Source organism: Rhodococcus baikonurensis, from assembly GCF_040489275.1.
In the GTDB taxonomy this organism is placed as follows: Bacteria; Actinomycetota; Actinomycetes; order Mycobacteriales; family Mycobacteriaceae; genus Rhodococcus_F; species Rhodococcus_F baikonurensis.
The window spans coordinates 1-12,942 of record NZ_JBEUOQ010000021.1; the positions used below are offsets into that span (position 1 = coordinate 1).

Below are 12,942 nucleotides of genomic sequence, written 5' to 3' on the forward strand. Positions count from 1 at the left end.
CGGAAAGCCTTGGAGCCGTTGGAGTTCGTGCGTTCACCGATCATCAGGATGCTGGCGTCCTGCTCGAACGGCACCGCCGAGTACAGCGAAGAGGTGCTCGGCTCGTGGATCGGAGTGCGCTGGGCCTTCTCGACCTGACGAACCGCGTCGGCGACGGCGCTGATGTGCTCGGGTGTCGTACCACAGCATCCACCGACGAGACCGAGTCCGAACTCGGAGACGAAACCACTGAGCGCTTCGGCCAATTCGTCGGCGGTCAGCGGGTACTCGGCGCCCTTGGGGCCGAGCTGCGGCAGACCGGCGTTGGGCATGACCGACACCGGCAGCGTCGAGTACTTGGAGAGATGTCGGAGATGTTCGCTCATCTCGGCCGGCCCCGTGGCGCAATTCAGGCCGATCATGTCGATCCCGAGAGGCTCGAGTGCCGTCAATGCTGCACCGATCTCACTGCCCAGGAGCATCGTTCCGGTTGTCTCGACCGTCACGTGCGTGATGATCGGCAGCCGCAGTCCGAGTTGCTCCATCGCACGCTGACTGCCGAGGATCGCGGCCTTCACCTGAAGCAGGTCCTGGCAGGTTTCGACGAGGATGGCGTCGGCGCCACCGTCGATCATGCCGAGCGCAGCTTCGGTGTACGCATCACGAAGGACTGCATACGGTGCGTGTCCGAGACTGGGGAGCTTGGTTCCCGGTCCCATCGAGCCGAGTACGAAACGGGCCATGCCGTCGCGGCCGGGTCCCATCTCGTCCGCTACTTCGCGGGCGAGAGCAGTGCCTTTTTCCGCGAGCTCGCGGATCCGGTGAGAGATGTCGTAGTCGGCGAGGTTGGGCAGGTTGCAACCGAAGGTGTTGGTCTCGACGGCATCGGCACCAGCGGCGAAGTACGCACGGTGGATGTCTTTGAGCACGTCGGGACGGGTGTCGTTGAGGATCTCATTGCACCCCTCGAGGCCGAGGAAGTCGTCCAGGGTGAGGTCCGCGGCCTGCAACATGGTGCCCATCGCTCCGTCGCCGATGACAACGCGCTGTTTCAGCGCATCAAGCAGGGCAGAGTTAAATGGGGCAGACATGCCGTCCAGAGTAGTGGGCGCACCGACAAGCTCTGGCCGTAGGCTGGGTGGGTGAGTCCAAGTGAGTTCCCCGTCACTCCCGACGGCCCGGTCGATTTCGACGATTCCGCGGCCTTCGAGAGTCCTGACGGCTTTGCCGTCGACAGCAGCGACCGCCTTGAAGGCGACATCCCTGTCCTTCGTGATCCCATCCTCGTTGCAGCTTTCGAGGGCTGGAACGACGCCGGTGACGCGGCCAGTGGTGCGGTCGAACATCTCGAGCTGATCTGGGACGCCCAGCCGCTCGCCGAACTCGATTCCGAGGACTACTACGACTATCAGGTCAACCGTCCCACGGTCCGTCAGGTCGACGGAGTGACCCGCGAAATCGTCTGGCCGGCAACACGTTTGTCGGTCTGTTCACCTCCGGGTAGTGAGAGCGACATCGTCCTGCTTCGCGGGATCGAACCCAACATGCGGTGGCGCAGTTTCTGCGAGGATCTGCTCGAGCTGATCGACCAACTGAACGTCAAGACCGTGGTCATCCTCGGCGCCCTGCTCGCCGACACTCCGCACACCCGCCCGGTACCGGTCACGGGCACGGCGTACAGCAGCGAATCCGCTGCACGATTCAACCTCGAACAGACCCGCTACGAAGGGCCGACGGGCATCACCGGAGTCCTTCAGGACGAGTGTGTTCGTGCTGGTGTACCCGCTATTTCGTTCTGGGCGGCGGTTCCGCACTACGTGTCGCAGCCACCCAACCCGAAGGCCACCGTGGCCCTCCTTCAACGGGTCGAGGATGTGCTCGACATCGAGGTCCCCCTCGGGGAACTCCCGGCTCAATCGGAGGATTGGGAGGAAGCGGTCAACGAAATGACCGCGGACGACGAGGAAATCGGCGAGTACGTGCGCACTCTCGAGGAACGGGGGGACGCCGAGACCGACATCAGTGAAGCGATCTCCAAGATCGACGGCGACGCCATCGCCGCGGAATTCGAGCGCTACCTCAGACGGCGAGGCCCCGGCAGCTTCGGACTGTGAGCAAGAACACCCCAGGAGGCGACGGCGGGAGTCCACAGCGTCCACTGCGCCTCCGGCTGCAACTGATCGCCCTGTACGCCGGCGGGTTCCTCGGCCCGTTCGGCGGCGGTGTGGTTGCTTCCATCCTCCCCGAGATCGGTGACGATCTCGGGGTCGGACCATCGGCGGCAGCCTCTTCGCTCACCGCGTACCTGCTCCCCTTCGCCGCTCTGATGTTGGTGTCGGGGACGCTCGGAACACGCTGGGGCAAAGTCCGGACGGTACGGATCGCATACGGGGTCTACGTTTTCGCGTCGTTGGCATGCTTCCTGGCCCCGACTCTCGAAATCTTTCTGGCCGCCCGGGTACTGCAGGGCTCCGCGAACGCATTCACCACACCGCTACTGCTTGCCTCTCTGGCGGCCGCAACACCGCAGGCCCGACTGGGTCGGGCCCTCGGCGCCTTCGGTGCCTTCCAGGCCGCAGGGCAGTCGTCGGCTCCACTGATCGGCGGTCTGGCGGCTGAATTCGACTGGCGTCTTGCCTTTCTCGTCATTGCAGTGGTCGCAGGCATCCTGGGTGCCGTCGGACTCCCGAAGTCCGAAACCCCGACAGCGACTGCTCCCGCACGCCTGCGTGATGCACTTCGCCCGGAAGTGCTCCGCATCGGCATCGCTGCACTGCTCGGCTGGGGCGCTCTCGGTGGGCTGAGCTTCCTGCTCGCCTTCCGCTTCGAAGACGAGTTCGGGCTGTCCCCCACTGTCCGCGGCCTACTGCTCACCGTCTTCGGTGTGGCCGGCATCCTCTCGGCCCGGCGCATCGGAATCCTCATCGATCGCATCGGCGCACGTTCATCGGTGATGATCGGCGCCCTGGGCGGTGCTGTCCTGGTCTCCATCGTCGGCCTCGCCGGCCTGGTGCCTGTGATCGCGATCGCATGGTTCGTCGCAGGTGTCGCGAGCCAGTTCGTGCTGGTCGGCGTCAACGCGGCGGTACTCGGCTCCGAGGGGCCCAACCGCGGCGGCGCCGTGTCGGTCGTGCAAGCAATGCGCTTCGGCGGCGCTGCCCTCGCTCCCCTGGCGTTGACCCCGATCTACGACTCCTCGCCTGTCGCGAGCTTCCTGATCCCTGCACTACTGCTCGCCGTCGTCGCTCCCCTGGTCATGCCGAAGCAACGCTGATCGGTCTTTGCCATTTTCGGAATTCGAGTTGTGCGGACGGTGAAGTTCGCCGGTGAAAGTGACCACCGTTGTGCGTGATGGCGCGACCGATCAATATTCGGAAAATCATGTGTTTCCGTCAACGACAGATATTGATACCATTGGAACATGAGCGAATCTGAATCGGAACCGGAACGGCCGATCGACATTTTTCGACGATCGGTTGCCGTCATCGAAGAAAATTTGCCTCCTACCTGGTCTTTGTCGACGCAGCGCTCCCCCGACCTGTCCGAGGCCCCGCTCCGACTCGACCTCCGCTCCCCTGACGGCGCGGTGGCAAAATTCGGCGTCTACGCCGCGCACGGTGTCCTGAGCAGCGACGTTCCCGGTATCGCCGATCGCTTCCCCACCGGTCAATCGGGCTTCGTGTGCGCAAAATATCTGTCCGAGCCCGTGCGCCGGCAGCTCGATTCCCACGCGATCTCGTACGCAGATGCCACGGGCAACGTGTCGTTGACCGCTGATCGACCCGCAGTCTGGGTGCGTGGACGCGGAGCCGACGCCGACCCGTGGCGGGGGCCCGGACGTCCTTCCGGACAGCTGACGGGCGATCCGTCAGCTCGCGTCGTGCGAGCGCTTGCCGATTTCGCGGCGCCGCTGGCGATCACCGCCTTGGTGCGCCTGGCCGGTGCGTCGACGGGAGCAACCTATCGGGTGGTTCAGACACTGTCGGATCGTGAACTGGTGACCAGGCTCCCCCGCGGTGGGATCGGCGACGTCCGCTGGCCGAAGATGCTTCGGGAATGGGCAGCTGAAGCCGGCGCCAAAGCGCCGACGCCTCACGGCTTTCACGCACCGGACGGTCTGGAGGCTCTCTTCGATCAACTGCGTCAACTCAGCGGTCACATCTATGCCGGTACCGCCTCGGTGGCCGCTGCGCCCTTTGCTCGGTATGCGCCCACCCGACGTGCTCACTTCCATGCCGACAACGTCGATCAGTTCGCCGACGCTCTCGGCCTGCGGCGAGTGGAATCCGGCGGTGACGTGTGGATCACCGCTCCCCTCTCACCGTCCGCGTTCGACCGATTGCTCACTCGCGACGGCATTCGCATCGTCGCACCCAGCCAGGCGTTCGCCGATCTGCTGGTCGGTCCGGACTCCGACGAGGCGGCAGCCGAGCACCTGCTCACATGGATGATCGAGAACGAATCGCAGTGGCGACGCGCCGCATCCCCTGCTACGGATCGCCCGTAGGAAAAAGAGGGGCCGTCTCTCGCCTACCCTGTCATGGTGGAAGAAACGAGTGCGCCCGATTACGCCGCGTACGCCGACACCAATCGACTGAAGCTGTTTTCGTTCACGATCGCGGAAAAACGGGCCGAGTACCTCTGGGTGCTCCGCGCCTTCGACCATGCTCGCGCCAACTACACAGTGCTGCTGCATGCCGGAACCGTCGCGCAAATCCTCGAGAAGATCGGTGGCTCGGATCCGGCGGCCGATCTGTCGGCGGCGGAGGTCACTCCCCTGTTGGATCAGCTTCACGTCTGGGAGATCCTCGAGCGCAGCTACGACGGCACTCGCGCGGCCACGCTGGCCGAGTACCGTAATCGCCACTTCGTCTACCAGTTCGGTCAGGCCGGATATCAGGTCTATCGATCGGTCGAGGACGTTCTTGCCGCCCGCCTGGACTCGGCGTCGCTTTCGCGTCTCGCCTTGGCGGATCTGCTCGCAGACATGTCCGAACTTGCCGAAGCCAACCGCAGTTCCGACGGCGACCTGATCTTCCGCAAGCTCAAGCGCCTGGACTCGACGCTCTCCGACATGGCTGATCGAGCCGCGCACTTCTATCTGACACTGGGCGACCTGGTACGTACCACGGAGATCACTCCGCAGGCTTTCCTCACGCACAAGGACGCTCTGCTGACTCACATGCGCGAGTTCAGTTCCGACCTGGCGCGCTACGCCCCCAAGCTCAAGGAAGCGATCGAGCACGTCGAATCCACCGGTGTCGATCGCATGATCCGCCTCGCCGCGGCCAGTGACGAGCGGGTGTTCGTCCCGATCACCGAACGTGAAGACGATTGGGCGGCGCGGTGGCGAGGATTGACCGCCTGGTTCGTCTCCGCGGAATCGGGGATCAGCGAGTCCGAACGCCTCCGTGAGGGCACGATGAGTGCGATCGCCGCGGTTCTGGCCCTCCTTCGCCGCGTCACGGAGACCCGTCGCGGCGGCGTCAGCCGCGAGAGCCAGCTCCGGCACCTCGCCGGCTGGTTTGCCGCCACGCCGTCCGAAGACGCAGCTCATGCTCTGTTCCAGGCAGTATTCGACCTCGGCCGTCCACGCCATCTCTCGATGGTGCATCCGGACGCCGACATCATTTCTCACTCGCGATCGTGGTGGGAGGCGCCGCCGGTGGAGATCGCACGAACCCTCGCCGAAACCGGCCGTCCGCCCTCACCCGGATTGCCGAGCAAGGTCGCCCGCAACGACGGCAGCATCCGCCGACTGCGCGAAGAACAGTTGGCGGCGCAACGTACCCGCAGCGCCGCCGCGCAATCTCTCGCGTCGAACGGTGTCTATCAGCGTGAACTCAACGAGCAGGAGACCGAAGTTTTGCTGAGTCTGCTCAATGCAGCATTGACCGCGCGTGTTCCGGTGGTGGGACGCGTCAAGAGCTCCACCGGTAGCGAGAACGGGGTGAAGCTGACACTGAGTCCCTCGGACGGTTCGACCACCATCAAGACCGCCCGCGGGCGTATGCATCTCGACGGTATCGAGGTCAGTGTTCGATGAGAGCTCGCGAGATCACGCCCCTTGCCCTCGATTCGTACCAACGCGCGGCGCGCGTCATTCTGTCCAACCACCTGATCACCTCGACGTATCCGGATCGAATTGCGTTGCCGCTCTTGCGCCGTTGGGCCACCGAGCTGCGTGACGACCTACTGGAACTGTTCGGCTACCGCCTCGAGGTGACAGAGACCACCGCGCGCCTGTTCACGGTGTCGGATCGACTCAACCCGTCGGCACCGGCCCGGACTGCCTCCGAGCGAACCTTCGATCGCACGCGCTACGCGTACCTGGCGTTGTGCCTGGCCGCGTTGGGCCGCGCCGGAAACCAGATCACGTTGTCGGAGTTGGCCGATCACGTCGCGGCCGACGCCGCGCAGGTGGACGGCGTCGAACTGTCCACCGATCGTGCGTCGGACCGCGACGCGTTCGTCGACGCCGTCGGTTGGCTCGGCGTCAGGGGCGCCATCGCCCTGGCCGACGGTGACGCTAACGGCTGGGCGTCCAATCCCGAAGCGGGCGAAGCGCTTTACGACATCGATCGTTCCGTCGTCGTCGCCCTCTTCCGTCCGCCGCGTGCCCTGCAGCACCTGCACTCCATTCGAGGACTGTTGGCCGCCGAGACCTCGAGCGCCTCTGAGGACGACGGAATTCCCGTGGACGCGAAGGAGATCGGCCGCCGGGTCCGCCGGGCTCTCGTCGAGCGGCCGGTCGTACTGGCCGGCGAACTCGATCAGCACGAGTTGATCGCGTTGGCGCAGCCCAAGACCGCGTCGGAGGTCGAACTCCTGACGGGGTTGGTGGCCGAGCGCCGTGCCGAGGGGATCGCGATGATCGATCCCACCGGTCGCCTCTCCGACGTCCGCTTCCCGAGTACCGGAACGATCGCTCAGGTGGCGCTACTCCTCGCCGGCGAGATTGCCGACCGTGTACTCGACGTCGACGCTCCCGAACTGCCGAAACTCCCGATACCGCACGTGTCGGACGATCACCTCATCGAACAACTCGATGCCGCCATCCCCGAGGCCGGGATCTTCGAAGACCTCGCAGACGAGGACGACGAATTCGCGCTGCCTGCCGGCGAACCGGCCGAGCCACCGGAACCCGTCACGTACCCGAAAATCGACGACGACTGGCTCGCTGACAAGGTCACCGAGTTGGTGGATCAGTTCGGACGAACCTTCGCGGCGCAGTGGCAGGCCGATCACAACGGACTGCGCAAGCAGGCCCTCGGATTGTTGCAGCGACTACGCCTGACGCACGCGGTCGACGGCGGAGTACTGGTGTTGCCCGTGCTGGCCCGGTACCGAGACGTCGTGGTCTCCGTGCGTGAAAGAGACCCTCACATCGATTTCGCGGTGGACAACTCCGCACCGGATCCGGTCGACGAGTTCGGCCCCGGATCTTCCCCCAACGGCGAACTATCAGAGGTAGAGAACGTATGAGCAACGCCCGCTTCCGACCTACTCGGGCTGGAATCATCAACCTCTGGGACTACCGCGACCAAGAGTTCTCGTTCGCCGACGGTCGACTGGTTCTACGAGGGCCCAACGGATCCGGTAAGACCAAGGCCCTCGAGGTCTTGTTCCCGTTCGTCTTCGACGGTCGCATCGAACCGCGGCGCCTCAACCCGTTCGCCGGTGAAGAGCGCACCATGAAGTCCAATCTGCTTTACCGCGGTCAGGACAGCGCGCACTCGTACGTGTGGATGGAGTTCTGCCGCGGCTCCCTCGAAGATCCCGAGTCGGTGACCGTCGGGATCGGCATGCGTGCCACCCGCACCAACGACAAGGTCACCCGCTGGTACTTCGTCGCCGACGGCCGCGTCGGGGTCGACTTCTCGCTGATCGGCAACGACGATCGTCCACTCACCAAGAAGCAGCTGGCCGAACAGCTCGGCAGCGACTCCATCACCGACCGCCCCCTCGACTACCGCACCGCGATCGACGCGCGGATGTTCGGTCTCGGTGTGCAGCGTTACGACCAGCTGATCAACCTCATTCTCACGCTTCGCCGACCCCAGCTCGCGAAGAACCTTGATCCGAAGGGCCTTTCGCAGGCGCTCACCGACGGCCTCCGTCCGCTCGACGATCAACTCGTCCTCGAAGCTGCGCGTTCGTTCAGCGACATGGAGGAGGTCGGCCGCGCGCTCGAGGGACTCGCCGCCGCCGATCAGGCAGCACAGAGTTTCATCGGGGTCTACACCAAGTACCTGCGTCAGCAGTCGCGCGGAGAGATCGAACAGGTCAGCACCCGCCTCGCAGCGGTCACCAGAGGTGTTGCCGCCATGGACGAGTCGTCACTCGCCCAGACCCGCAGCCGTGAGGCACGCGCAGCAGCCGAGGAGCGCTTCAACCAGGCCGAACAGGCACTCGAGAATGCGCGCGCCAATGTCGAAGCGTTGCAACGCTCGAGCGCCTACGAAGGCAAACAGCAACTCGACGATCTCGCCCAGGCGGTCGCGACGCTCAAGCTCTCGACCGAGCAGCAGGCAGACAAGTCGCGGAAAGCGCAGGCCGCACTGGCGCAGCGCGGCGACGAAGCCGACAAGGCCGCATCGTCGGTCAAGCGTGCGGCCGAAGCACTCTCACGCGCCGAGGACGAACTGCAGGCAGCCGCCGAGGACGCCGGCATCGTCTGGACTCCCCTACCCGACGGCTCACGCAGCGACCAGATCACGGCAGCCGTCCGTGGACATGCCGAAGAGCGTGACGGTGACGTGCGCGTCGTCCGCGCCGCTCTGGCGACCGTCGAGAAGGCCGCGACCGAACGCTCTCGGGCCGAAAACAGCTCGCGCCGTGGACAAGAGCTGCTCGAAGCGTCCAAGGCCGCTGTGCTCGAGGGCGAAGCTGCCGTGGAACTCGCGCGCAGTCAGTGCGCCAGCGGGCTGCGCGCCTGGTGGACCGATCATTCCTCCTTGTTCTCGGCTGTCGGCGCCGACACATCGCTGTTCGAGGCACTCGACTCAGCGCTCGCCCAGGTCGGCGACGAGGACGCTCCGGCGTTGTCCGCAGTGCTCGCCGAGCACACCGAGGCAGGCACCGAGACGCTACGCGAGCGTCGACGCGAAGCAGAGGCGGAAATCTCGGCATCACACGCCTCGATCGCGGCTCTGAAATCCGAGCGCAAGGCCGTCTCGGCGGAACACGACGACGCTCCGCCTGCCTTCCACGCACGTACCGACAACCGCAGTGACCTGGGTGGTGCACCGCTGTGGCAGCTGGTGCGCTTCGCCGACTCCGTCGAACCGGACGTGGCGACGGGAATCGAATCCGCACTCCAGGCGGCAAATCTGCTGGACGGCTGGGTCTGCCCGGATGAGACGATTCCCGAGCACGTCAGTGAGCAGTTCCTGACGGCTCTTCCGGTCAAGCAGCGCCCGAAGGGACGCACGCTGGCCGACGTCCTCGAGGTCGAAGGCAATGCCGACGTACCCGACGCTCGGGTACAGGACATTCTCGCGTCGATCAGTCTCGTCGAGGCACCGGGCGACACGGACGCAAGCGTCGCGATCGGCGTCGACGGCCGCTTCTGGCAAGGCGTCTCGCGCGGCCGGCACGTCAAGGCCGACGCCGAGTACATCGGCACGACAGCGCGGGCGCGTCGACGCGAAGCTCGGATCACCGAGATCGATGCGGCTCTGGAAGTACTTGCCGCGGCAGTCGATACGGCCAAGGCACTGGTAGCGCAGACCACCGAGCAGCTGAGTCGGATCAACTCTGCGGCAAAGGAATTGCCGAAGACAGGGTCGATCCTGCGCGCACTCAAGACCGTCACCGAATCCGCCGGAGCACTCCGCACTCGCTCGGAGGCCACGGAAACGGCACAACGCGAACTCGATGCGGCGATCGCCGATCTCGCGGCGAAGGAAAAGCAACTCCGAGCGACGGCGTCGCAGCACCGGACCCCGCACGTCGGCCGTGAACTCGACTCCCTCGCCGCAGCCATCCGTCATTTCGAGAAGCAGGGCGAACTGGCACTGCGCTGCCGACGCGAGCATGCCAAGGAAGTCGAACTCGAACGCGAGTCCCGCGACCGACTCGACGAATCACGTGCCAATGCCGAGGAATTCGCCGAGGAAGCCGCGATCGCCGAGGAGAGTCTGCTCCAGCAGGTGCAGCGTCTCGAGACACTGCGCGACACCCTCGGTGCGAGCGCCGAGCAGATCGATCTGGACCTGGCAAAAGCCCGCGCGAAGATCGAGGAATGCAAGGTCGAGCAGCGTGCAGCGCGAAAGGCGTACGACGCCGCGGTGCTCCAGATCGGCACAGCCGAGGGTGCGTACAACACCGCTGTCGAGACGCTTCGGCACACCCTGACCGAAACCCGCAGTGATGCAGAGCGACTCGCACCCTATGCTCGTCCGGATCTACTCGAGTTGTTGGGCGTCAAGGAACATCTGAGCTGGCCGGCAAGTTCGGCGGCGTGGATGAGCCCCGATCAGTTGGTCTACCGCATCCAGAACGAAGATCGCAGTGAGGACGCGGCCCACCCGCCGGTCCTGCCCGAAGACGTCGACAAGTTGTACCGAGCGCTCGAGGCTGCGACCTCGGCGGTACGCGTCACCGACGGCGCCCGCAAGGCAACCCGCACGGCGCTGACCTCGGCGTTGCAGGACTTCGACGCCCAACTCGCAGCGGCCGGACAGGACTACCGTCTGCAGTGGGATGCACCGGACGGACTGACCGTCGTACGAGTGCAGGATGATCAGGGCTATTCGTCGATCGGTGAATTCGCAACGCGGATCCACGATGCTCGCGGCGATCAGGAGCAGTTGCTCACCGAATCCGAGCGTCGCATTCTCGAAGACGCCCTGCTGACCGGATTGGCTCAGCAGATTCACGAGCGCACCGTCGACGCACGCGAGTTGATCGCTCAAATGGGCACCGAGATGCGTGAGCGTCGTATGTCCTCGGGCAACACCATCGGAGTTCACTGGGTGCTCGCCGACAATCTCGACGACAGCTCGCGGGCGATCTCCAAGCTGCTGGATCGCGATGCGTCGGCCCTCGGCGTCGACGAACTGGCCACTCTGCGAGCACATTTCGCGACCCAGATCCGCACCGCCCGCGCCGCGCATCCCGAGCGTTCGTACCCGGAGATCCTGTCGTCGGCGCTCGACTACCGCCAGTGGCGCGTGTTCTCGTTCACCCTCATCAGCGGTGAGGGCAAGGAGGACCGGCTGACCGTTGCGCGACACAGCGCACTGTCCGGTGGCGAGCAGTCGGTTTCACTGCACCTTCCGCTCTTCGCCGCGGCGCACGTCATGCTGGACTCGGCCGACCCGCACGCCCCACGTCTGCTGGCACTGGACGAGGCGTTCGCCGGTGTCGACGACAACGGTCGCAGCGAACTGCTCGGCTTGAGCGTTCAGTTCGACCTGGATCTCTTCATGACCGGCTACGACCTGTGGATCACGTACGCGGACGTCCCGGGGTGTGCTCACTACGATCTCGCGCACTCCACGGCCGAGCAGGCAGTCAGCGCCGCGCTGCTGGTGTGGTCGAACGGTGAGCTGCTCGCCGAGCACGACGGAACCGATCTGGCGAGGGCGTTGGGCTCGCCGCTACGGCGCCGGGTGCCGACACCAGCCGAAGGTGCGCTGGACTACGCCTAGAAACTGCTGTGCGCCTTTATTAACCGCGGGCGGTTAATAAAGGCGCACAGCAGGGGTTCAGCGAAGCGAAATACCCAGCAAAGCGTCGACTGCATCGGCGAACTCGCCGGGTGCCTGCGCGTCGGATCCGCCGCCCTCGATTGCTCGGCGTGCCCAGCCGTCGAGCGCGTCGAGCGCCTTCGGGGTGTCGAGGTCGTCGGCCAGGTGCTGACGCAACCGTGCGACGGTGTCGGTGGCGGACGGCGCGGAACCGAGGGCGGCCGCCTCCCGCCACAGCTTCAGACGTGACTGCGCATCCTCGAGGACCTGTTCGGTCCAGGCGCGATCCTGGCGGTAGTGACCGGAGAGCAGTCCGAGGCGGATCGCTGCGGGGTCCACCCCTTCGCCGCGCAGCTTGGAGACGAAGACCAGGTTCCCGCGGCTCTTCGACATCTTCTCGCCGTCGAGGCCGATCATGCCGGTATGTACGTAGTGCCGCGCGAAACGGCGATCACCCGTTGCCGATTCCGCATGTGCTGCCGAGAACTCGTGATGCGGGAAGATCAGGTCGCTGCCGCCGCCCTGGACGTCGAATCCGGAGCCGATGCGATTGAGCGCAATGGCAGCGCATTCGATGTGCCAACCGGGGCGTCCCGGCCCGAAGGGGGAGGGCCACGAGGGCTCGCCCGGACGCTCGGCACGCCAGACGAGTGCATCGAGCGGATTGCGCTTTCCGACGCGATCGGGATCTCCGCCGCGTTCGGCGAAGAACTTCTCCATCGTCGCGCGGTCGTACCCCGACTCGTAACCGAACTGCTCGGTCGCGTCTGCACGGAAGTAGACGTCGGGGAACTCGGCGTCGTCGACGATGTACGCGGCGCCGGAGGCCACGAACTTCTCCACCAACTCGACTACTTCGTTCACCGATTCGACGGCGCCGATGTAGTCCTTAGGCGGAAGCACGCGCAGCGCTTCCATGTCCTCGCGGAAGAGGGCCGTCTCACGCATGCCGAGGACGATCCAGTCCTCGCCGTCGCGGTTGGCGCGCTCGAACAGCGGATCGTCCACGTCAGTCACGTTCTGGACGTAGTGGACGTCGTGTCCGGCGTCGCGCCAGATGCGGTTCACGAGGTCGAACGTGAGGTACGTGGCCGCGTGGCCGAGGTGGGTGGCGTCGTACGGGGTGATGCCGCAGACGTACATCGTCGCCTTCTTGCCCGGAGTGACGGGGCGAACCTGACGGTCGGCTGTGTCGTACAGCCGCAACGGCGGCCCCTGACCGGGAACGGACGGGAGTGCGGTATCGGACCAAGACTGCATGCTGCCG

Annotated in this window: 8 protein-coding genes; 6 read left to right on the top strand and 2 right to left on the bottom strand. The window is 65.3% G+C overall.

Annotated elements, in window-relative coordinates:
* Nucleotides 1-1,070: homocysteine S-methyltransferase family protein (locus ABWI03_RS29910; RefSeq protein ID WP_353802436.1), on the bottom strand; the 1,070-nt coding region annotated here is incomplete at its 3' end.
* A 168-nt stretch (nucleotides 1,071-1,238) separates the two neighbouring features.
* Between ABWI03_RS29910 and ABWI03_RS29915 the strand changes: the two genes are divergently transcribed.
* The 6 genes from ABWI03_RS29915 to ABWI03_RS29940 all read left to right on the top strand — a co-directional run bounded on the left by ABWI03_RS29915 (nucleotide 1,239) and on the right by ABWI03_RS29940 (nucleotide 11,636).
* Nucleotides 1,239-2,093 (top strand): PAC2 family protein, encoded by an 855-nt coding sequence (locus ABWI03_RS29915; RefSeq protein ID WP_223257810.1) that lies wholly within the window; start codon nucleotides 1,239-1,241, stop codon nucleotides 2,091-2,093.
* Nucleotides 2,090-3,253, top strand: coding sequence for an MFS transporter (locus ABWI03_RS29920; RefSeq protein WP_124568543.1), 1,164 nt, complete (start codon nucleotides 2,090-2,092; stop codon nucleotides 3,251-3,253). Before ABWI03_RS29915 ends, ABWI03_RS29920 begins: the two co-directional genes overlap by 4 nt.
* A gap of 147 nt (nucleotides 3,254-3,400) precedes the next feature.
* Nucleotides 3,401-4,486 (top strand): helix-turn-helix domain-containing protein, encoded by a 1,086-nt coding sequence (locus ABWI03_RS29925; RefSeq protein WP_095970076.1) that lies wholly within the window; start codon nucleotides 3,401-3,403, stop codon nucleotides 4,484-4,486.
* 33 nt (nucleotides 4,487-4,519) lie between these two features.
* Nucleotides 4,520-6,025, top strand: a complete 1,506-nt coding sequence (locus ABWI03_RS29930; protein WP_214886675.1) for a TIGR02677 family protein — start codon at nucleotides 4,520-4,522, stop codon at nucleotides 6,023-6,025.
* Complete coding sequence (locus ABWI03_RS29935; protein WP_095970074.1) at nucleotides 6,022-7,464, top strand: TIGR02678 family protein; 1,443 nt, start codon at nucleotides 6,022-6,024, stop codon at nucleotides 7,462-7,464. Before ABWI03_RS29930 ends, ABWI03_RS29935 begins: the two co-directional genes overlap by 4 nt.
* On the top strand, nucleotides 7,461-11,636 hold the full coding sequence (locus tag ABWI03_RS29940) for a TIGR02680 family protein (protein ID WP_298785320.1): 4,176 nt from the start codon (nucleotides 7,461-7,463) through the stop codon (nucleotides 11,634-11,636). Before ABWI03_RS29935 ends, ABWI03_RS29940 begins: the two co-directional genes overlap by 4 nt.
* A 57-nt stretch (nucleotides 11,637-11,693) precedes the next feature.
* On the opposite strand, the gene mshC is transcribed toward ABWI03_RS29940, so the two are convergent.
* Nucleotides 11,694-12,935: a cysteine--1-D-myo-inosityl 2-amino-2-deoxy-alpha-D-glucopyranoside ligase gene (gene mshC / locus ABWI03_RS29945; RefSeq protein WP_124568539.1), complete on the bottom strand. Its 1,242-nt coding sequence runs from the start codon at nucleotides 12,933-12,935 to the stop codon at nucleotides 11,694-11,696.
* Nucleotides 12,936-12,942: the final 7 nt, after the last annotated feature.